Consider the following 21472-nt stretch of genomic DNA (forward strand, 5'->3'; position numbering starts at 1 on the left):
CTTCATCGAGGAAGCCAGCGACATTTGGAGTGCGGTCGCGAAGTGAAGAATGAACGCAGCTACCGCTTTCGCCGTGCCGCACTGCGAGGCAGGCCATGAACCCTGCGAAGGCGGAAGCCAGTGACTCTTCAAAAGCGCTCCTGCTCGCGTGAGACACGAGCCTCCCGAAAGCGGCATCTCTCATCGTTGCCCCTGGAGGCCACCGCCCCTTCAAATCTCCTCCCTCTCAAACTCATCCGCATGCTCCAGCTCATACCTCAAATTCAGCAGCACCACATTCTCCAGCTGTCCCGCACCCGCGCAAACCTTGTTCCAATGCGCCTGCGGCTCAAGCCCGCGTTCATCGATGATCGTTTCGCGATCATCATAGTCGGCAGGCCACTCAGCACCAAACAACCGCGCCCATTCCTGCAAACACCGCGCCGTCACCGGCGCCCCGATCTCCTTCAACGCCTCCACAATCTCCGGCAGGTGATCCGCCTCACTGCTCGCCGCGTAAGCCTCAAACCCGGACCCGGCCGTGGCAAAGACAAAGCAGTTCCCCACCAGCCACACCGTCCGCTCAGCGGGACTCACCTTGTCGAGCCCCACTTCATCCACCCGGCTGCTCAGCTTCCACACAGGATCAGGCAGCCCCTCAGCCTTCAGCAGCAGCTTCGCGGCATCCAAGGCCATCTCTCCTCTCTCCACCAGCTCCCACAGCCGCCGTTTAGCTTCCGGCAGATCATGCTCAGCATGCGCACGCAGCATCAGCAGATACTGCTCTCCCATGCCCTTCTTGCTTAGATCCGGCATCCCCCTCGGCAGCCACTGTGCCGCAATCTCCGCAGGCACCACAGCCGTAGGCGAATCATTGATCGCATCCACTGCGGCAGCAAATCCCTCCGCTCCCAGCACCAGCAGCCCTTGCTTGGCAAACACTTGAAGCGCGCGCTTCTCATCCACCGCCATCATCACCGTCGGCCACGAAACCCCCGGCCAACCACGAAAACGATCCGGCGTCGCAGGATTGGCCAGCCCCTTTTCATGCACTCGAAAGACACCCTCCCTCCACTTCGCATCCGCATGCTCCGCTCCCTCTACGATGCCCTCCAGCAGGTCCGGCCACAAGACGCTGAGACTCCGCGTGCAAAGCCAGTCTGCAATGAACGGCACCGATGCCCCGGTGCCAAGCGCACCCACCGCTTTGAGCACCTCACTCCCCTCCTCCGCATCCCCCTTCTTCATCGCCGCAGCTGCCCGAGTCAGCAATCTTACCAGCTCCCCGTCTTCCGGAGTCAATGCCGCTATCTGACGCCTCTCATTCCAAACACGCCATCCCCATCCCATCCCGAGAGCTGCAAAGAAAAGGAAAAGCAAGTCCACCATCTTCCGATCCTGCCCACTCCACCCTCCCCGGTCAAGCCCACAACACCCCCACCCCATGGCATGGCCATTCCAGCCCAAAGCAAGAGGATGACTCACAGACAAAAAGTACATCACATCAACCGTCCTCCGATCCTGCCCATTTCACATCTCCACGGTCAAGCCCACCACACGCCTCCTCCGATGGCGTAGCCATCCCAGCCTGTAGCAAGGAGTTGAGCGCAGCGACACCCCTTGTTTGCCGAAACAGCTCCCCTCAAATCCACGCGCATCGCGTAGCGATGCCAGCACTGGCCACCCATATTCAACTCCTCACCCACCACGCTCCCACTGCTCATTCGGTTCTCCTATTTCCAACGAACCGACTTGCACCTCGATACTGCTCGGCCAACATCCCGCACCATTCGCGCACCGCACTTAACAGTGCCTTCACATGAGCCATTTGAGCAACAAGGTCCGACACCTCTCCGTCTTTTGGACTCTCATCCTCACCTCGCTGGCCCTCCTAACTGCGGGTCACCTGCTCATTCACGGACAGACTTATGGAAGGCACAGCGGCACCACTTTCCATCCTCTCACCTTTTACGTCAGCGACTATGCTGCAAAGTGGCCGGAAGGACTGTGGATCAAAGCTGGCATCCTCTGCTTCTGCCTGGCGATCGCCTGGTTCTGCGACTTGGCGATAAGTGGGCTGGCACGAGGAAACTGGCTGCTTCCCGCCCGCCTGTTCTGGCTCTTTGTAGCCGGCGCCATGATTGGCGGAGTCCTCCTCGTGGTTCTCTTCGACATGCTTCCAGACCGTTACGCGGAAGTGCAGCCTGGCTGGTTCAGGAAGCTGCTGGGCGCCGGACCAAGCCTTGAGCTGGTACCCCGTTCTTCGCAGGAATGGAGCATGCGCTGGTATCACAACCTCGGCTTTCACCTGTTCATCACCGCCTTTGCCGTCGCAGCAAGCGTCCTGATGCTGATTGAAGCAAAAAGAAAAGCCTGGGCTGAAGTGGCCACGAGCCTCTTTCTTTTAATCGCCACCGGCCTCTTCACTGCGTGGCTTTCACGCGGCACTTTGGTCCCGGGCGTGCCTCAACGCGCCGTGCTTCTGCTCATCGCCTTTTGGCTGGTCCGCAGCGTGTATTTCCTGCGCGCCAAAACCCTCGCAGAAACTATCCCGCAGAATTCCTGAACAAGATGGAGACGCACACCAATCCACCCATGTTGTTCGAGGCCAGACAACGCCGCCACGGCTGAAAGCTGGCTCTCTAACAGCCTGCTACCTCCCCTTCCTCCCACCCCTCTTCGGCTTCCCATACGTCACATTCTTCCTCTGCGCCGGCAGCGCACCCGAATCATCCGCATTCAGCCCCGCGCGCTTCTTCAGCTCACGAATCTGATCCCGCAGCAGCGCCGCACGCTCATACTCCAGCTTCATCGCCGCCTCCGCCATCTCCTGCTCCAGCTCGCGGATCGTCTCCGTGATCGCAAAATCACCGCCCGCTTCGCGCACCACGCTCTCTTCCACGTCACGTGCCTTGCCCAATATCTGAAGACTCTCCTGCACCGCGCGCTGCACCGTCTGCGGCGTGATCCCGTGCTTCTCATTGTGCTCCGTCTGCACCTGCCGCCGATACCCGCTGATGCTCAGGAGCGCCTGAATGCTCTTCGTCTGTAGATCCGCAAACAGCACCACCTCGCCATTCACATGCCGCGCCGCACGTCCCGCCGTTTGAATCAATGACGACTCACTCCGCAGAAAGCCTTCCTTGTCCGCATCCAAAATGCACACCAGGCTCACCTCGGGCAGATCCAGCCCCTCACGCAGCAGATTGATCCCCACCAGCACATCGCAATCCCCAGCGCGCAAACTGCGCAAAATCTCCACGCGCTCAATCGCATCGATGTCGCTGTGCAGATACCGCACCTTGAAATCCAGATTGCGCAGATAGTCCGTCAAATCCTCGGCCGTCCGCTTCGTCAGCGTCGTCACCAGCACACGCTCATGCTTCTCCACCCGCTGCCGGCACAGCTCGATCGTTTCATCAATCTGCCCCTTCAGCGGCTTCACAGTGATCACCGGGTCCAGCAGACCCGTTGGCCGGATGACCTGCTCCACCACCAGCGCACGGCCTTTCGTCGTCACGTCAAACTTCTCAATCGGCTCCGCACTTCCGCTAATTCGCACATTGCGCGTCATCGGCAGCGCATCCGTCGCCTTCGCCACATAGCTGGTATTTCCCACCACACTGTTCTCAATCTCAAACCGTGCCGGCGTCGCGCTCACATACACCAGCTGCCCTACCTTCCCCATGAACTCCTCAAACCTCAGCGGCCGGTTGTCCAGCGCACTCGGCAGCCGGAACCCATGCTCCACCAGCACCGTCTTGCGCGACTTGTCCCCCTCATACATCCCGCCGATCTGCGGAATCGTCACATGGCTCTCGTCGATGAACATCAGCGGCGGCTCCTTGAAAAAATCCAGCAGCGTGCCCGGCGTCGCCCCTGGCGCGCGCCCCGTCAGGTGCCGGCTGTAGTTTTCGATCCCCTGGCAGAAGCCCATCTCCTGCATCATCTCAATGTCATACTGCGTCCGCATCTTGATCCGCTGTGCCTCCAGCAGCTTCCCCTCCTTCTCAAACCACGCCACCCGCTCCTCCATCTCCGCGCGGATCTTCACGATCGCGTTTCGCATCTTGTCCCCCGGCGTCACGAACTGCTTCGCTGGGAAAATCGTGTAGCTCGGCAGCTTCAGCGTCACCGTCCCCGTCAGCACATCCACCGCGCTGATCCGATCAATCTCATCGCCAAAAAACTCCACCCGGATCGCCTCATTCTCCAGATACGCCGGCACGATCTCGATCACATCCCCGCGCGCCCGAAACTTCCCACGCGTCAGCTGAACGTCATTCCGCTCATACAGCATGTCCACTAGCCGCGTCAGCAGTGTCTCCCGGCTCATCTGCTGTCCCACATTCAGCGGCAGCATCATCCCCTCATAATCCTCCGGCGAACCCAAGCCGTAAATGCACGACACACTCGCCACGATGATCGTGTCCTGCCGTGTGATCAGCGCCCCCATGCTCGAAAGCCGCAGCCGCTCGATCTCATCATTCACCGCGCTGTCCTTCTCAATGTACGTGTCCGTCCGCGCGATGTATGCCTCCGGCTGGTAGTAGTCGAAGTAGCTCACGAAATACTCCACCGCGTTCTCCGGAAAAAAGTTCTTAAACTCCGAATACAGCTGCGCTGCCAGCGTCTTGTTATGCGAAAACACCAGCGCCGGCCTCCCCACCTCCGCGATGATGTTCGCCATCGTGAAAGTCTTCCCCGAGCCCGTCACTCCCATCAGCGTCTGGTGCCGGTTCCCTGCGCGCACGGACTTCGTCAGCTTCGCAATCGCCTGCGCCTGATCCCCCTGGGGTTGGTACTCCGTGTTAAGCCGAAAAACAGACATGATAAAACGTACGACCGCAGCTCAGCAATGCGCTGAATAATTTTGCACAGACGCAAATAGAAACGAAAACACCTCAAGGTTGTAAAAACAATACCTCTGCGTTTTTCCCCTCTCTGCGGTGCAAAATCCGGCCTCCCTGCCGCCCCATTAGGACATGCCGGAACCGATCTCGCTCGGCACGGGCAGATCCGCCGGATCCACCTCTTCCACCGCCGCCGCTGCAGGAGCCTCCGCGCCGTAGCGCTTGCGGTATTCCTTCCAGGTGATCAGGCTGCGATCGCTCTCGTCATAGACGCGCAGATTCATGCACTTCAGGCTTTCCCAGAAATACAGGGGCTTGATCGAGTAGAACAAGGGGTGCGAATTGTGGCACTTTTCCAGGTAGTAGTTCGGGATCCGGGAGCTCAGGTGATGCACATGGTGGAAGCCGATGTTGCCGGTGAACCACTGGAAAATCTTCGGCAGCTTGTAGAAGGAGCTCCCCTCCAGCGCCGCGGTCGTGTAGTCCCATTCCTCCTTATGCTCCCAGTACACGTCTTCATACTGGTGCTGCACATAGAACATCCAGATGCCTGCGATCCCCGCAAACATAGTCACCGGGATCTGCATCATCACGTAGTTCTTGAAGCCAAACAGGAAGCTCAGCGCCACAATCATTGCCACCAGGGCGATGTTCATGGTCATGACGGACTTGCGGTCCTTGCCCTTCGCACGCGGCGAGGGGAAGCGCTGATGGATCAGGAACAGCGCCAGCGGTCCCACCACAAACAGCGTGATCGGGTTGCGGATCAGCCGGTAAAACCACTGCCAGCGCGGGCTGGACGCCTGGTATTCCTTCACCGTCATCGTCCAGATGTCACCGTCGCCACGGCGGCTCAGGTCGCCTGAGGTCTGGTGGTGCACCGAATGCTGCCAGGTCCAGTGCGAATAGGGGGTGAAGGTCAGCATCCCGCAGATGAAGCCCAGGAAGCTGTTGGCGCGCTTCGATTTGAAAAACGAACCGTGGCCGCAGTCATGAAAAATGATGAAAATGCGCACCAGCAGCAGACCCGTGACCGCCGCGATCGCCAGGGTCAGCCAGTAGGAAACCGAGAGGCTCCAATACATCGCCCACCACAACAGCGCATACGGGACAAAGGTGTTCACAATCTGCCAGGTGGCACGAGGGATCGAGGGGACTGTGAAAGGGGCGACTATTTTTTTCCATTCGGAAATCGTGGCCTGCGGCTTGGGTGAAGACATCTCAGGGGCGCTGGAACTCATCATAGTTGGGTGGAGCACTATCAATAACACGAATCCGGCATTCGTCCTGCACTCAATTTGTTAAAATGTTCTCATCTTCTGTGTTGACGCCCTACCCCTCCCTTATCCAAACCACTCATCCACAATCATCTAAATTTTAATAATTCCAAGCCACCCCCTAAACCCGCGCCAGCCCTTTTGGAGTGCGGTCGCGAAGTGAGGCACGAACGCAGCTACCGCTTTCGGCGGTCAGGACGGTGCACAAATACCAAGCCTCCACCGAAAGCGGCAGCCGACAGACCTTCCCCGGCCCCTCAGCCCTCGCGCACCACACCCCAATCAAGAACCTCAATAGTCCCGAAACGGCCCCCGCGGCTCCGTCTCATCCATCTCCTTCCGCCATCTCTCAAACCTCTCCCGCATCAGCTTCGCCACCTCCGGCTTCTCGCCGCTCAGGTCCTTCGTCTCCCCCAGGTCCGTACTCAAATCAAACAATCCGCCGCCTTTGGCCGACTCCACCCACTTCCAGTTTTCCACCCGGGCGGCCTTGTCGGCGCGGCGCTGCCAGAACATCTCTGTCCGTGGCGACTTCTTCTCCCCGCGCAGCACCGGCAGCATGTCGAAGCCGTCGAGCTTCACCCCTTGCGGCGCTTTTCCGCCCGTCGCCGCCAGCAGCGTCGGCACCAGCTCCAGCGAGGTAAGAAACTCGTCCGTCACTTTCCCCGCCGGCACCTTCCCTGGCCAGCGCATGATAAACGGCACCCGCAGCCCCCCCTCCCACATCGTGCTCTTCTGGCCCCGCAGCGGCGCATTCCCCCCGTTCCCGCTGCCGCCGTTGTCAGACAAAAACACAAAGATCGTGTTCCCCGTCTGGCCGGCTTTCTCCACCGCCTCCATCACGGCACCGATGGCTTCGTCCATGCACGTCACCGCGCCGCAATAGCGCGCCAGTTTCTCGTCCTTCACTTTGCCGCGATACATCGCCACGTATTTCTCGGGCGCTTGCACCCCCTCCGTCACCTTTTTCCCGCCCTCCGCCGTCCCCTCCCCGAAGCTGGAGGCGCCGTGAGGGGCATTGAAGGGCAGATAGAGGAAGAAGGGGTTTTTGTTCAGGTGCTGATCGATGAACGAGAGCGCCTCCCGCTCAAAAACCTCCGTCACGTACTTCCCCTTGTCCTCCTCCGTCCGCCCATTCCCCCGGAACAGCGAAGGCACGCCGTAGCGTTCGTGGGTGTAGTAGTCGATGCCGTTGTTGCCGTGTCCGTAGAAAAAGTCGAAGCCCCGCTGCAGCGGCAGGAACCGCTTCGCCTGCCCCATGTCCCATTTCCCCACGCAACCCGTCACATACCCCGCCTGGTGCATCATGTCGCCTAAGGTGACTTCACGCACATCCAGGCCCAGGGTCATTTCAGGCGAAACCGCATACTCCTCCGCATCAAAGCGATGCCCGAAATTGACCAAGTCGTTGCGGACCATGTCATACAGCCCATTCCGTTGCGGATACCGCCCCGTCAGGATGCTCCCCCGCGAAGGCGTACACGCCGGCCAGGTCACGTAAAAACTCGTCCCCCTCACCCCCTCCGCCGCCAGCTTGTCCAGATTCGGCGTGATCAGCGGCTTGCTGCCAATGCAGCCGAGATCGGGGTAGCCTTGGTCATCGCTCACGATGAGGACGATGTTGGGCCTGGACTTGGTGTCGGCCTGGGCGGCTTGGGCGCTGTTTGGGAGGGCTGTCAGCACCGTGAGGAGGGGGACAAAGGCGAGGGCGGCGAGGCGGGTAAGCATGTGCGGATAACGCGGGGAGGGAGCGCTTTTAGACCAGTTCTCGAAAAGATTGTCATTTTGACCGGCGAGCGCAGCGGTCCCGGTGGCAAGGCGGGAGCGCCGCCTGCTATTTGAAAATAACAGGCAAGCGACTAACGCAGCCAATGGGGCCGCTCCGCCGTCCGGGCAATGTGACAAGATTTTTGAGAGTTGGTCTAACAACGGAGGAGGTGGTTCCCGGGGGGGGGATGGATGTTGGCGGGGGTGCGCTTGGTGCCTTTGGCAGGAGCAACCGGGACGGTTGGGCTGCGGGTGGATGGCCATTGACAAAGGAAACGTCTCTTCGATTTTAGCCCATGATCGCCACCATCCCAGCGCCTGAGGCATGGATCCGCTCCATCGGTGATTTAAAACTGCCCCCAGAAACAGACCGGCACCTGCAGGACCTGATGGACCGCAACAACGACGGCCTTCTCCAGCCCGCGCAAAAGCAGGAGCTCGCGGCGCTGGCCGCCTGGAGCGAGGAGGTATCCTTGCTGCGTGCAGAAGCCCTTCAGCTGCTTGGCCAGCGGCCCGCATGAGCCTCCCGGCTTCACTGGCCGCCTTGGTCAAGGCACGCTCTGGCGAACGCTGCGAGTACTGCCGCATGAGCCAGTCGCTCCAAGGGGCCACCTTTCATTTCGAGCACATCATCCCGCGCACCTGCGGCGGGGAAACCTCGCCCGAGAATCTGGCTCTCGCCTGTCCCGGCTGCAATCTGCACAAATCAGACCGTTCTCACGGCACCGATCCCGAAACGGACCGCACCGAACCTCTTTACCATCCGCGTCAGCATCGTTGGTCAGATCACTTCGCCTGGCGAGAAACCTTCATCGTCGGCCTCACTCCGACAGGCCGGGCCACCATTAGCGCCCTCGACCTCGATCACGCCCGCCGCCAACGCATTCGCTCCGCCGAAGCCCTCTTCAATCTCTTCCCCCCACCCGGCTAATTCCAAAGACTCCGCCTCCTCAAAAGACCCTCTTACGGATAGCTAAAAACACAGAAAGCCGCAACCCAGCACCGGAGGGGGATCATCTTGATCCCCACTCATGGCGCGGGTTCGCGGAATACACGGAACAAACGGAAAATCAGATTAAAACCCAAACCCTATGCCTCACCTTTGGAGTGGGCTGTTGGGAGAGTTTTTTCCGAGTATTCCGTGTGTTCCGTAGGCCATCCGTTCCCCTTTTTCGGCTTACTTCACCTTGATCAGCTCCACGTCGAAAATCAGCGCCTCATTCGGCCCGATGTCCCGTCCCGCGCCACGCGGCCCGTAAGCCAGCTTCGACGGAATGAAGAAGCGATACTTCGCCCCTTCCTGCATCAGCTGCACACCTTCCGTCCAGCCGGCGATCACGCGATTCAGCGGAAACTCGATCGACTCCTTGCGGCGGTAGCTGCTGTCAAACACCGTCCCATTGATCAGCGTGCCTTCGTAGTGCACTTCCACGGTATCGGTGGCCTTCGGGCTCTTGCCGGTGCCGGGGGTGATGACTTTGTACTGAAGGCCGCTGGGGGTCACGACCACGCCTTCTTTCTTGGCGTTGTCTTCAAGGAATTTTTCACCTTTGGCGAGTGCGATGTCGGACATGAGTTTGGGTGGGTTGGGGGTTGGTTTGTGAGAGAGCGAGGAGGGTAGAGAGATGGGGGAAAATGTCGAATGGGGAATGCGGAGTGCGGAATGACGAATGCCACCCTTGGCTACGTCATTCGTGCTAATTCGTGCTAATTCGCGGTCATTCCTCTTCATTCGCGTTGGATCAAAGCCTCCCTGAAACAACCACAGCTGCGAAGCCGCGAAGCGAACCACGATGGCACACAGAGATCGGAAATAGAATCGGATTGGAAACTCTGTGTTCCATCGTGCCTCTGTGGTTCCCTCCGTAATGCCTCGAGTTTTGCCCAGTCCGCCACCCCGCAAACCACCGCCAACCACCGCCAACCACCGCCAACCACCGCCAACCACCGCCAACCACCGCCAACCACCGCCAACCACCGCCAACCACCGCAAACATCTCGCCAACTCCCCCCTCGCCCCCTTACACTCCCCCCATGAATCGCGAGCATCTCTTCTCCAAGCTCTCCGCCCACACCGGCCCCTTCGATATCGCGATCATCGGCGGCGGGGCCACCGGCCTCGGTGCTGCGGTCGATGCCGCCTCACGCGGCCACTCCGTCGTCCTCATCGAGCAGTGCGACTTTGCGAAGGGGACTTCCAGCCGCAGCACGAAGCTGGTTCACGGGGGGGTGCGGTATCTGAAGCAGGGGAATGTGTCGTTGGTGCTGGAGGCGCTGCGGGAGCGGGGGCTGCTGGTGAAGAATGCGCCGCACCTGGTGCACAGCCTGCCGTTTGTCATCCCCAGCTATCACTGGTGGGAGGGGCCGTTTTATGGCATCGGCATGAAGGTGTACGACACCCTGGCGGGGCAGCTCGGGCTGGAGCCTTCCCGCTATCTCTCTCGCGATGAGATCGTTGAGCTGCTGCCAACGCTGGAGACGGAGGGGCTGTCAGGGGGCGTGGTGTATCACGACGGGCAGTTTGATGACGCGCGGCTGGCCATCCACCTCGCGCGCACGGCGGTGAACCATGGGGCGATCGTGCTGAACCACACCCGGGCCTGCGGGCTCATGAAGGAGAAGGGCCACATCATCGGCGTGAAGGCGGAGTGTGTGGAAAGCGGCAGGCAGTTTGAGATCCGCGCGCATGCGGTCATCAACGCCACGGGAGTGTTTGTGGATGCGGTGCGGCAGATGGACGATGCGAAGGCGGAGACGATGGTGGCGCCCAGCCAGGGGGTGCACCTGGTGCTGCCCCGGGAGTTTCTGCCGGGCGATTCCGCCATCATGATCCCCAAGACCGACGACGGCCGCGTCCTCTTCGCCGTCCCGTGGCATGGCCGCGTCATCATCGGCACCACCGACACCCCGGTGCATCATGCCGCCCTGGAACCGCGCGCTTTGCCAGATGAAATCGCCTTCCTCATGACGCACGCGGCGCGATACCTCACGCGGGACCCCAAGCCGAGCGATGTGCTCAGTGTCTATGCCGGCCTGCGGCCGCTGGTGGCCATGAAGAATGCCGAGAGCACCGCCGCCCTCTCCCGCGACCACACGATCCTCGTGGCGGAATCCGGCCTCATCACCATCACCGGCGGCAAGTGGACCACCTACCGCCGCATGGCGGAGGATGTGGTGGACCACGCCGAGATGGTCGGCGGCTTCGGCATGCAACACTGTGCCACTCAAAGCCTCATGATTCATGGTTCTTCCACCGTGCTGGACCCCCACGATCCCCTCGCCGTGTATGGCAGCGATGCCGCCGAGATCCGCACCCTCGCCGCCCACGAACCCGAATGGGCCGGCAAAGTCCACCCCCGCCTCGACCTCACCTGTGCCGAGGTGATCTTCCACACCCGCCACGAGATGGCGCGGACGGTCGAGGACGTTCTTGCGCGCAGAAGCCGCAGTCTGCTGCTGGATGCGCAGTCGAGCATGTCCGCCGCCCCAAGAGTCGGCGCCCTCATGGCCTCCGAACTCCACTGGGACCCCGCCAAAACCACCCACGAAATCGACCACTTCCAAAAACTCGCCATCGGCTACATTCTGGAGGGGTAAGCTCAGAAAGTGCTCCGGTTGGACCTATCGACGCTTTTCAAGCCATTGCCGCTCTTCGCGGGTCTTGGCTCTCTCAATAAGGAATGCAAGTGATCGGGGATGATTTTCAATCCATATTTTGAACGCACGACGCATTTTTTTACATCTATCCCATTCTTGCCACGGCCAAAGTTTTGGCAAATACGGCTGCAAAATCCTCCACGCCTCTGGCGGCTCCTCTTCTCCTTCCAAGGCCGAATGTGCATGAAAAAATGAAGAGGATAGTAGTCTTTCACCAACTTCTTCCTCTGATTGAAGCCCGATAGTTACAAGCAAGAAGGCTGTGGAAAGCCTGATCGCAGCCGGTAAAACATCCAAAGGCACCGAGGCTAAAGTCAGTAATTCAGAACTCAAACCATTCATGCGTTTGATTACAGCGCTTGGCGCAACCGCCATGCATAATGCCAAATCCAACGGTGACAGCCCCCCTTCCCTCAGCCGTTTCTCTGCCACTGGTCGAAGCGCATCACGCCACACCGGCAGTGGAAAAACAGCCGGAGATGTTAACTTCAACCAATCTGCAAATCCCTCGAACGCTGAGTGTCCAGCTAGTTCAACAACTTCTCGAACTGCAACGGTAGTTCCAGCCTCTAACATGGAACGAACAATGCCGGACCATGTCTGATTATCAATCGTGACGCTCTCTAATGCTTCCAAAGCGTTCCATTGAGCGCGCTCTGGAAGTTGCCAGACGTAATGAGCAGCTGCTAGTTTTGGTTTATTTTTAATAAGAGGAGCTAAAAGCTCAGGGCGGTTGTTCCACAGCCAAGGAAATTCAGCCGCTAAAATTTGCCCAGTAACAGCCGATAGTAGTTCAGTCCATCGGCCCTCAGTCAGGGGAGGTTTGGAGAGAATCTCAATAATGGCTTCGCGTTTGTCAGGCCACAATCCTGCAACAGCTTCCACGAAATTAAAGCTAACTCGCACGAATGCTTGATTAACATCTTGCAGACACAAGAAGGTGATGCACTCAAGTTCTCGTTGTTGCTGTATGTCACTATATACTATCTTATTTGAGAGACATGCCTGCTTCAAAAATCCCGCCTCATCTGGAGATGGAAAATAGGAAGCGATTTGTTGGAGTATTTCCCCCCAAGCAGTTCCATCTCCCCCTGAAATACAAAACTGCAATTTGGATAACTTACCATAAGCAATTCGAGGCTCACCAACGTCCGCACCGAATTTTCTTAGAAAAGATCGAAAACCTTTTGCATCAGGTCGACGCAAGTCGTCTAGTGCGGCTTGAATCCACGGGTCTTGTAAATTTGCCAATAGGTTGGGATCTTTAAGACCGTATTCGTCCAACAAAATTACCTCGTTCCGCGACCACGCGCGCAGGCTTGATTTTGGGGCAATTTGTATGTCATAAAATCGCCCTCCACGACCGCGGTCTGCAAATGATCCCGTCGAGAAAAGAAAGTTGCGTCGAAGCCTCGGCCACTGCTGCGACCAGATAGCAATCAACAATTCCTCGAATTGCGTAGACTGAACGGACGAGACGACTAGCGTCTCTTTGTCCTGGGAATAGAGCCCCCATAATATAGCCGCCGCCAGTTTATCATCTTCATCTGGCAATAGTAAGGACTTCTCCGGACGAGAATTAAACAGCAATGGCCGTGTGAACTCTTCCAGCATTGGCGGATTTGCAGGCCTCAAGAAAAGGTCACGCAAGCCGCCAAGATCACCAATCTCAGCAAGATCTGTTAGCTCAATGAGCAACACATGACTCCAAACACATCCAGGCCGAGGCATTTCAGGAGCAAGCCAGGTGCAAAAAAACGCATAAAGATTGGTCCCCGTCAGCGGCACACCAGTATAACTACTCTCAAACCCAGCGGCCGGAGCGGAACCAGAGATATCGGTTGCCTTAGCAAGGAACTGTCTTGCCTCAATTGGGAGCTTAATTGAGGACGTAAGCAATTGATGCCCGCCATCGTAGCCGAAAAGAGCCTGATTGATTGTGAATTTCACGCAAATTAAATAATTACCATCCCAACAACCAACGCAATGGGATAGTGAGTTTATTGTTTTTTGTCTTTTCCTCTGTGAGCGAGGCGCGCTCATGCGGGGCATCGTCAAGAAGGTCTCCAAGTGCACCCGGCGGCCCACCGTAGGCACTTACTCCATATGCCTTCATCGTGAAACTTTCGGGATTCGCACTTAAATACTGAAAAAGCAAGGCCCACTCAGTGCGAAGGAATTGTAGCGGCTCTTTAGGCCGGAGGTCTCCTGAGCGGCCCACAGTGTCCCATGCTGATATCATCACAGCGATTCGTAGCGGTTTACGCACCCTGCTATGTTCTGAGATAAATTGAAGTATATCTACCACTTGCACCTGTGCGCTTGCTTCTTTCATATCCCATGCTTTTGCAGGAGTATTCGTTGCCCCAACATCGGTTGCTAATATTCCAATTCGCTCATCATTTCTCGATTTAAGATCCGCACGGACGAAGAGCAATGCCCCCGAAATTTCGGATAGGCTATTCCGATATTCTTGTTCCCATTGTCGATTGATCCACTGATCACGAAAGACTTCTCCCTTTTTGTCCGGTAAATGAAGTTCCCCCTTCCGCCCAGTTAAGGGATCTTCAAACCACATCTCAACGTTCGTGTCGTCTTCGGGGAGAAAAGTGCGGCCGAGAACTTCGCCCGCCAAAAACTGTGCTTTTTCCTTCTGAAGGTAGCTGCGGTCACGTGCGAGACCATATGAGCGAAGGTCGGCTTCGCTAGCCGGGTTCTTCAATACCTCGTCTAAAGCATGAATGAAACTGGATTTGCCGGTTTCCGGCAATCCAATAACTAGCACTCGCTGCACCTCAATACTCATAAATAAATTTAAATACTTAATTTGCAAAAATCCCGGGTGAACAAGCCGGTTGATAGCGGGCCGGGCTCTACTAGGTCATATCGATGCGTGACTCGCAGCCAAGAAGCAAACAGCTCGTTGAGCAACTTCACCGTTGGAGTGCTTCCATCCATCGGACGGGCAGCTATCCGCCAATGCCTAAGTTCAGCCATGCTTGATTTAAAATTTGTGGTTAAATCCGCTTCAATTTTATCCGCAATCGCTTCCTGAGATTTTAATTCATCCATCTTCGATATCACGAAATGTAGTGACGTTTTTTTACCACATTGCCCGCTTTGTATAACACGCTGCACAAAATCTCGGACTTGTCCGAAGTGATGGTGTCTTGTTCCACGGTTCGCCAGAGACGATCCATCCAGCAATACTACAAGATGGTCAGCTCGAGCGAGGGCAATCAGCTTTTCACATGTTCCTTGGTCTGCTATTGCAGCCTCAAAAGTTTCGCCTGTAACGTCATTTATAAGCAAATCCGTAAGTTCGGTGGTTTTGTCTGAACGAACAGCGAGATGAATAAAGCAATTGTCAAACTGTGTAGAGCTTCGAGTCATCGTTACTTTGTTCGCTCCGCTCTCAACTGTAGCTAACCAATTTAGTTCTTCCAGATACGGAAGTGATCTACTCCCAGCAAATACGAATTCTTCAATAGGTCCCGACTGGAATAGCTGATGCAAGCGCGCGAGCAACGATGTCTTACCACATTCTCTCATTCCAACTAAAGTAACAACTATCGACCGACCACGTCTTGTAAACTGACGAGCTTCGTTGACCTCTAAAGGCAAGACTTTGGGTAATTGTTCATATATGACAGTAGAAGAATTGGCCTCAGGTTTGAGTGATTCAGCCGCCAACGAAGGCGGCGGTGCCTGTGTATCCTTTAACAAGTTTGGACACTCTTCGCCACGGTTCTCGAGGCACCTTCCATCCTTTTCAAAGGGGCAGTTTACTATCTTACATTTGAGCATATGACAATCTTAAGAGAATGCTTGTTCAAGTGCGCGGATAAACACAATTTCGTTGTAATATTGCTTCGCAGCTGCTGATGCTGTAAGCTGAATGTCGCCATTAAAACCAACACAAAGCTTTGGAAGCAATTTTAGCACCGTTGAAACTTCGTTTATTTCTTCGGTTTTTTCTAGTGCAGTAAATATGGGAACAATGTCACGGCAGTCTGCTATCGATGTTGTTTTAACTTGGTTAGCACGCCACGCCGAGTCTGTTTCTCCGAGGTAGTCTGCGAGCGTGGCATTCTTTTTTTCCCTTTTACAAAGCTTCAATACACGTGAAAGCAAAGGTTTAATAGATGGAGGAGGAGGCATTAGAAAAGTCCGCGTCGCTGCTTCTGCCGCCGCGACAAGCGCGTAAGCTTCCGGCGCAATTTCACATACAGGAAGATTTAGGCTCTCACTGTATTCAGATAAAACCCACCAAAGAAGACCGGTTTCTTCGGCAAGTTGTTGAACTCGTTTGTCAAGCTCGCCATGAGCGAAGGTAATTGCCTCAGATATTGTTTTCCTGTAAGCAGAGGTTACAGCTTTAAGTTTGACTGGGTCCTCGGTAGCTTCAACCTCAACAAGAAGCGCTTCCTTTTGTGCAATTTTTTTCGTTGCTGTTTCAACGCTGCTTGCAAATGCGTTTGGTCTTAAGCGGGCGGACTCATTCTGAAGATATGACAGTGCTTCAGCGACCATTCCCGCTTGAGCGGGACTGACACGGCCCGTGGGAAAATTCGCAGCGCACAATCCCAACCCGAAGGCATCAGCTATACTCGATGATTTCGAGAATGTAGTGACCATTACCAAACCAGCCATCAGCCTTAATTCTTGATGATTTTGGCTAACTGGGAATTCGGGATCTAATGCGACAAGTTCATCGGTGAAAGATGTTGCGAAGGCGGTGTCTGAATTTGGAAATAGGAATAATTTCAATAACCCGACAATACTAGGACGGCTGACTTTTTTCGCAACGGCTTCAGCCGCAGACCATCTTCTCTGAGCAAGTGCTTGGTCAGCAGTGATATTGATTTGCCTGAACCAATCAATTGTGTGTTTATGCATTGTCGCTATGGGTGAATGGGTTTTGTTTATCCTTAATTGTGGGCGAGTGTTCTGCTACTTTTTCCCAAAAAATGCTACAGCTGTTTTCATTTGTCGCACGCTGAAATACTTCGGCCCACATAACCTGAGGATCCAGAGCATCGTCGCCATCCCGTAACAAGCCCGCGTTGAACGCTGCTTGATAGCGTAGCGGCGTGCTGAGTTGAAAGAAATTCACAACCAGTTCTCTCATGGCATCTGCTTTCCCGATCGTTAATTCATTGTCTGGCATGATGAAGGCTGAACCTACCACAGGCTGCTGTTTTAGCGAGGTCGGTGATTGAATATCACAACGCGGTTTGGTTACCGGAGGCAGGACCACACGGTGCTCGGTGAACTCATTGTTATTCTCATCACGCCAGGCACGAAACTTGAAATTGGAATACTCCCGAGTTAGGACTCGGACCTTCAAAACCGGTTGTTCCAGCGATCCTTCAATGGCAATTTGAAGGATGTGATAAACTGGGCACCAATCGGGCTCGTTACGAGGAGGTTGAACCGCTCCTGCGAATAGTTGGATTTGTTTTTCATCCTTATTAATTCGGACATTGTGTTCATGGCCGAAAAGTGCTACCGGAGCAAAGTTTCGAAGAGCAAGACGCACCTGAGACTTGTCCATTAGCCAATCAGTTGGATGGTGACACATCACCACGTTCACGATACCTGGAATTGATCGGAGATGCGATGTCTGGAACTCAGAGACAAGCAGATTGCCTGGCGTATCTGCCTCGTCAGAGATCAATGCTGAATTTAACCCGTGCAAACGAACAGTATGGTTGAACTCCAACTGCTTGGGGAAGTCGTTTTGCCATGCAAGTGCGTCGGCTTTAGTTTGACAGCCACAACCCTGAGCGAAATCATTATAGGTGCGAAGGGGGGTAAGGAGAAGTTGCGCGGGATCCTTGGTGAGTTGTGTTTCGACAATTTTATGCCAATGAACTCGGTCGGGATTGCGCCTGATTTCTGCGTGCGAAGCCCATAACGGAAAGGTCGGTTTTACATGGTTGCGGTCGACGTCGTGGTTTCCTGGCACGACGTAAGTTTCTTTCATGGACAAGCTGGTTCGACTGAAGACCTCATTCAAGAATAGCTTGGCTTTATCGTATTCAGTTTTGGCTCCGCTGAACGCAATATCACCGCATATCAGCACAGCGTCATACTTCGCGCTTCCTGTTGGATTGAGCGCCAAATCGTCAAGCAAGGCCGATCTAATCTGCTGGTTCAGGTCGAACTGACTTTCATCGTCTCCTTTCGCAAAATGAATATCGGATAGGTGGATAAATGTTAACATTCTGCGAAGGCTAGCTCTTTACGCTTAAGTAACAAGAATAATTTGCGTAGTGAATTCATATCTTATGCCTTGGTGCAAAATTCAAGTGAGGCGGCGCATAGTCTGGGTGAAAATCCAGGTAATATAGTATATCTACATAGGAGGACAGACGCACACACGCCGCCCAACACATGCGGGCCACTCTCATCCTCCTCATATTCCTGGAGTTCCTCGTCATTCAAAATCGCCGCCTCATTAATCCTTTGGTCCCGTCCGTCCGTTCCCCATTCACTGCGTTGCGCTTTCGGCACGGGCGGGTATCGGGTGTCTTTATAACTCCCCTCATCCCGTGCATTCCGTGGTTTCTCCACCCCGCCGAATCCCTTCATCAGCCTCTCAGCCTCGCCCGGCCTCCGGCTTGAAACTCCCGGATTCCGCACCGCCGCCATCAGCATCTCACCAGCCTCATCTCAGCGGCTCAAAAATCAGCCACTCCACCAAACCGCAACCAGCTTGCAGGATTGCCGAATCCGACACACAACTCGGCTATTTTGGCGCGGGAAAAAGGGGTGCAACCGGCATGACAATTCTTGACCCGGACATCCTCCCGGTCGTCCCCCTTCCCACCCCCAAATCCGCCTCAAACCGTCAAACGGATCGGTGGCGGGCTCGGGCCATGGGGCACGCTGGCGCGGTCGCGGGGGCCAGCTCCGGTCACAGACTTTCCGGCGGATGGGGATTGGGGGCTTCCGGCGGGCGGAGGCTTGGGGACAAGCCTCCCTACCTCGGGGGCGCTGGGCGGGGGGGCCGACCCAGTTGCGGCGCAACGGGGCTACTTGGCTAACGCGGCTTTGGCCCAGGCGTCGGCTTCTTCGGGGCGGGGGGTGGTGGGGGAGGCGGCTTTGATGGTTTTCCAGGTCTTGAGGGCGAATTCGGCGATGTATTGGAGGTAGTCGGGCTCCAGCTTGGAGGAGGGTTCGGCGAGGGTCTGGTGCCAGGCGTCCTGGGTGTGGGCGAGGGCGTCTTCATAGCGCTTCTGGCGGAGGCGGAGGCGGGCGAGCTCGCGGAGGTCGTCGATGCGGTTTTTGTAGCTGGCGTTGTGGTCGGCGTGGTCCTGGTAGATCTGGTGGTGGAGCTGCCAGGCTTCTTCGAGATTGCCGGCGGACTCCTGGGAGGCGGCGAGGGCGGCAAGGGCGCGGGTGAGGAGGATCTCATTGCCACCCTGGCGGGCGACGCGGAGGCCTTCCTGGGCTGTGGCGATGGCGGCGTCTGGCTGCCGCAGGGCGCGCTGGGCGGCGGATTTGATCTCAAGGGCGATGATGGCGTCCTCCCGGAGGGTGTGGGCGCGGGCTTCGTCCGTGGCGAGGGTGGCGGTGCGGGCCTGGATGAGGGCGAGGGCTTTGTCTGCATGGGCGACGGCCTGCTGGTGGAGGCGGGCGCGGTTTTCGATCTCGGCAAGGAAGACGTACTGGTGGGGGAGATTGGGGGCTTCGGGCTGGGTCTGGGTGAGGCGCTGGGCGATGGCGGCCTGCATTTCCGCGGCGCGGGCGAAGTCTCCGGCGTGGAGCTGGAGCTCGACGAGGCGGTTCTCAAACTCCCAGCGGCGGTCTTCGTAGTAGCCGCCGTTTTTGGCGAGGGTGACGCACTCCTGGATCTGCTTTTCGGAGGTGGTGAAGTCGCGGGCGGATTCCAGCGCGGCGGCGTTGTCCATGAGGATGGTATGGAGGGGCATGCCGGTGAGGTGGCGCTGGCGGGCCTCGGCGACGGCTTCGGCGGCGGCCTGGGCGGCGTCTTTGCCCCGGCGGAGCTTCATCCAGACGCGGACGATCCAGCTCTGGGCGCGGAACCATTCCGGGCTGCCACGGCCTTCGTGCTGCTCGATATGGCTGCGGAGGCTGGTGAGGAGATCGACGGCCTCAATGCGGGAGCCGTGGTCCACGGCCATCATGATGTGCTGGAAGGCGGCTTCGCGGGCGGTGGGGTGCTGGGGGCCGAGGCGTGCGGCGGCGAGCTCGGCGGTGCGGCGGAGGGCCTCGAGGGAGAGCCGGCGGTCGCTCATGGCATCGTAGAGGCGGGCGACCTGGCCCATGAGCTCGATCTGGAGATCGGGGTCCTGGCGCATGTCCTCGATGCGTTTCTGGCTGGAAATGAGGGCGAGGCGGAGGGCTTCGGGGTTGCGGCCGAGGCGGACTTCGAGGGCGATCTCGGAGAGGAGGCTGGTGAGGAAGGCGGCGCTCTCCTGGCTGCGGAGGGATTGGGCCTCGGCGCGGGCCTGGGCCTCCATGGCGAGCTTTGCCTGCCAGATGGCAACGCCGGCGCCGGTGAGGAGGGCGAGGACGCTGATGCACGCGGCGGCGAAGGCGACGCGGTGGCGGCGGATCCAGCGAGAGGCGATGTAGGCGGTGCTGGGAGGATGGGCGGAGACGGGGGCGCCCTGGAGGAAGCACTGCAGATCGGCGGCGAATTCGGCGGCGCTTTGATATCGGCGCTGGGGCTCTTTTTCGAGGGCGCGGAGGGTGATCCAGTCGAGATCGGCGGGGAGCCTGGAGACGTCCATGCGCCGCTCCGGGAGGGGGGAGGCGGGGGCTTCGAGGGTACGGGTCTCGAAATTGGTGGAGGGACGGGGCGGGTCTTTGTCGCGGATGAGGCGCCAGAATTGCTGGCGGGTCTGGCCGTGGCGGGTGATCTCGGCGAAGGGGGGGCTGCCGGTGAGTAGCTCGTAGAGGACGGTGCCGAGGGCGTAGATATCGCTGCGGGTATCGACACTGCCGACGTCCTCGATTTGCTCCGGGGACATGTACTGGGGGGTGCCGAGGATGAAGTGGGCCTGGGTGGCGAAGGTCATGGCCTCGATGCCGCCGGTGGAGAGGGCCTTGGCGATGCCGAAGTCGATGATCTTGGGGACGGGGCGGCCGTCCACTTCGGTGACAAGGATGTTGGTGGGCTTGAGGTCGCGGTGGATGACGCCTTTCTGGTGGGCGTGCTGGACGCCGCTGCAGACTTCGCGGAAGAGGGCGATGCGGTCGCGGAGGGGGAGGTGGTGCTCTTCGCAGTAGGCGGTGATGGGGCGGCCGCGGAGGAGCTCCATGACGAAGAAGGGGCGGCCGTCTGGGGACATGCCGGCATCGAGAATGGTGGCGATGCAGGGGTGCTCCATGGCGGCGAGCATGCGGTGCTCCTGCTCGAACCGGGCGAGGACCTGGCGGGAGTCCATGCCGCGCTTGAGGAGCTTTAAAGCGACTTCGCGTTTGACGGGGTGAGACTGCTCGGCGCGCCAGACGAGGCCGAAGCCGCCTTCACCGAGCTTTTCGATGAGGCGGTAGGGGCCGAGGAGGTCGCCGGGCTTTTCATCGCCGGATTCCAGGGGAGAGGGATCGGGCTCCATGCCGTCCTCAAACAGGGCCGCGGCGGCTGAATCGGAGAATGACGAGGAAGGAGGGGGCATGGGCGACGGCCTATTATCCTTAAGAACGGGCGGTTTGCTGGAAAAACAACAGGGCTTGAGCGTGAATGAGGTGAAAAGGAGGCGAGTAAAGAAATGGCTTAGCGGGTGGAGTGGGTGCGGGAGGGGAGATGTTACAACGCGAGAGATTAGAAGACCGCAGAGATGAGGGATGGGGATAGGAAGCGGTGGGCGATGAGGTGCCGGCGGATGACCGGAGCGGGCTACTGCGAAGCCGCGAAGCGAGCCCCGAACTGCGTACTGGGGTGAGGAGGGGGTGGGAGAGGGG

15 protein-coding genes are annotated in these 21472 nt (G+C 57.5%); 4 read left to right on the forward strand and 11 right to left on the reverse strand.

Going from position 1 to position 21472, the window contains the following annotated elements; translation table 11 throughout:
• Positions 1-210 precede the first annotated feature (210 nt).
• Entirely contained in the window at positions 211-1251 is a 1041-nt protein-coding gene (locus tag ACILSR_RS20565; protein WP_395751669.1) for a hypothetical protein, read from the reverse strand.
• Between the two features lie 547 nt (positions 1252-1798).
• On the opposite strand from ACILSR_RS20565, the gene ACILSR_RS20570 reads away from it, so the two are divergent.
• Positions 1799-2545 carry a DUF998 domain-containing protein gene (locus ACILSR_RS20570; RefSeq protein WP_395751670.1) on the forward strand — a complete coding sequence of 249 codons (747 nt, stop codon included), beginning with the start codon at positions 1799-1801 and terminating at the stop codon, positions 2543-2545.
• 87 nt (positions 2546-2632) lie between these two features.
• Here ACILSR_RS20570 and uvrB read toward each other — a convergent pair whose 3' ends face one another.
• The 3 genes from uvrB to ACILSR_RS20585 all read right to left on the reverse strand — a co-directional run bounded on the left by uvrB (position 2633) and on the right by ACILSR_RS20585 (position 7837).
• A complete protein-coding gene (gene uvrB / locus ACILSR_RS20575) occupies positions 2633-4810 on the reverse strand; it encodes an excinuclease ABC subunit UvrB (protein WP_395751671.1) in 2178 nt (725 codons plus the stop codon).
• Positions 4811-4957: 147 nt separating this feature from the next.
• Positions 4958-6076, reverse strand: coding sequence for a fatty acid desaturase (locus ACILSR_RS20580; RefSeq protein ID WP_395751672.1), 1119 nt, complete (start codon positions 6074-6076; stop codon positions 4958-4960).
• Positions 6077-6400: 324 nt separating this feature from the next.
• Complete coding sequence (locus ACILSR_RS20585; RefSeq protein WP_395751673.1) at positions 6401-7837, reverse strand: sulfatase-like hydrolase/transferase; 1437 nt, start codon at positions 7835-7837, stop codon at positions 6401-6403.
• 335 nt (positions 7838-8172) lie between these two features.
• Between ACILSR_RS20585 and ACILSR_RS20590 the strand changes: the two genes are divergently transcribed.
• Complete coding sequence (locus ACILSR_RS20590; RefSeq protein WP_395751674.1) at positions 8173-8397, forward strand: hypothetical protein; 225 nt, start codon at positions 8173-8175, stop codon at positions 8395-8397.
• A complete protein-coding gene (locus ACILSR_RS20595) occupies positions 8394-8807 on the forward strand; it encodes an HNH endonuclease (RefSeq protein ID WP_395751675.1) in 414 nt (137 codons plus the stop codon). The genes ACILSR_RS20590 and ACILSR_RS20595 overlap by 4 nt, the downstream gene beginning before the upstream one ends.
• A gap of 246 nt (positions 8808-9053) precedes the next feature.
• On the opposite strand, the gene ACILSR_RS20600 is transcribed toward ACILSR_RS20595, so the two are convergent.
• Complete coding sequence (locus ACILSR_RS20600; protein ID WP_395751726.1) at positions 9054-9527, reverse strand: FKBP-type peptidyl-prolyl cis-trans isomerase; 474 nt, start codon at positions 9525-9527, stop codon at positions 9054-9056.
• 383 nt (positions 9528-9910) lie between these two features.
• On the opposite strand from ACILSR_RS20600, the gene ACILSR_RS20605 reads away from it, so the two are divergent.
• Positions 9911-11473 carry a glycerol-3-phosphate dehydrogenase/oxidase gene (locus ACILSR_RS20605; protein WP_395751676.1) on the forward strand — a complete coding sequence of 521 codons (1563 nt, stop codon included), beginning with the start codon at positions 9911-9913 and terminating at the stop codon, positions 11471-11473.
• A gap of 24 nt (positions 11474-11497) precedes the next feature.
• Here the strand turns inward: ACILSR_RS20605 and ACILSR_RS20610 are convergent, their stop codons facing one another.
• The 6 genes from ACILSR_RS20610 to ACILSR_RS20635 all read right to left on the reverse strand — a co-directional run bounded on the left by ACILSR_RS20610 (position 11498) and on the right by ACILSR_RS20635 (position 21186).
• On the reverse strand, positions 11498-13483 hold the full coding sequence (locus tag ACILSR_RS20610) for a hypothetical protein (protein WP_395751677.1): 1986 nt from the start codon (positions 13481-13483) through the stop codon (positions 11498-11500).
• A gap of 13 nt (positions 13484-13496) precedes the next feature.
• Complete coding sequence (locus ACILSR_RS20615) at positions 13497-14366, reverse strand: hypothetical protein (RefSeq protein WP_395751678.1); 870 nt, start codon at positions 14364-14366, stop codon at positions 13497-13499.
• Entirely contained in the window at positions 14348-15157 is an 810-nt protein-coding gene (locus tag ACILSR_RS20620; RefSeq protein WP_395751679.1) for a TRAFAC clade GTPase domain-containing protein, read from the reverse strand. The genes ACILSR_RS20615 and ACILSR_RS20620 overlap by 19 nt, the downstream gene beginning before the upstream one ends.
• Before the next feature lie 192 nt (positions 15158-15349).
• Positions 15350-16432 carry a GTPase-associated system all-helical protein GASH gene (locus ACILSR_RS20625; RefSeq protein WP_395751680.1) on the reverse strand — a complete coding sequence of 361 codons (1083 nt, stop codon included), beginning with the start codon at positions 16430-16432 and terminating at the stop codon, positions 15350-15352.
• On the reverse strand, positions 16425-17762 hold the full coding sequence (locus ACILSR_RS20630) for a metallophosphoesterase family protein (protein WP_395751681.1): 1338 nt from the start codon (positions 17760-17762) through the stop codon (positions 16425-16427). The genes ACILSR_RS20625 and ACILSR_RS20630 overlap by 8 nt, the downstream gene beginning before the upstream one ends.
• Positions 17763-18573: 811 nt before the next feature.
• A complete protein-coding gene (locus ACILSR_RS20635) occupies positions 18574-21186 on the reverse strand; it encodes a serine/threonine protein kinase (protein ID WP_395751682.1) in 2613 nt (870 codons plus the stop codon).
• Between the last annotated feature and the right edge of the window lie 286 nt (positions 21187-21472).

The sequence above is a fragment of the Prosthecobacter sp. genome (genome assembly GCF_044222565.1).
Classification (GTDB): domain Bacteria; phylum Verrucomicrobiota; class Verrucomicrobiia; order Verrucomicrobiales; family Verrucomicrobiaceae; genus Prosthecobacter.

Excerpts from the sequence above, each read along its gene's own strand:
- ACILSR_RS20570 (WP_395751670.1), top strand. The coding sequence starts at position 1,799 with ATGAGCCATTTGAGCAACAAGGTCCGACACCTCTCCGTCTTTTGGACT.
- uvrB (WP_395751671.1), bottom strand. The coding sequence starts at position 4,810 with ATGTCTGTTTTTCGGCTTAACACGGAGTACCAACCCCAGGGGGATCAG.
- ACILSR_RS20580 (WP_395751672.1), bottom strand. The coding sequence starts at position 6,076 with ATGATGAGTTCCAGCGCCCCTGAGATGTCTTCACCCAAGCCGCAGGCC.
- ACILSR_RS20585 (WP_395751673.1), bottom strand. The coding sequence starts at position 7,837 with ATGCTTACCCGCCTCGCCGCCCTCGCCTTTGTCCCCCTCCTCACGGTG.
- ACILSR_RS20590 (WP_395751674.1), top strand. The coding sequence starts at position 8,173 with ATGATCGCCACCATCCCAGCGCCTGAGGCATGGATCCGCTCCATCGGT.
- ACILSR_RS20595 (WP_395751675.1), top strand. The coding sequence starts at position 8,394 with ATGAGCCTCCCGGCTTCACTGGCCGCCTTGGTCAAGGCACGCTCTGGC.
- ACILSR_RS20605 (WP_395751676.1), top strand. The coding sequence starts at position 9,911 with ATGAATCGCGAGCATCTCTTCTCCAAGCTCTCCGCCCACACCGGCCCC.
- ACILSR_RS20625 (WP_395751680.1), bottom strand. The coding sequence starts at position 16,432 with ATGCATAAACACACAATTGATTGGTTCAGGCAAATCAATATCACTGCT.
- ACILSR_RS20630 (WP_395751681.1), bottom strand. The coding sequence starts at position 17,762 with ATGTTAACATTTATCCACCTATCCGATATTCATTTTGCGAAAGGAGAC.
- ACILSR_RS20635 (WP_395751682.1), bottom strand. The coding sequence starts at position 21,186 with ATGCCCCCTCCTTCCTCGTCATTCTCCGATTCAGCCGCCGCGGCCCTG.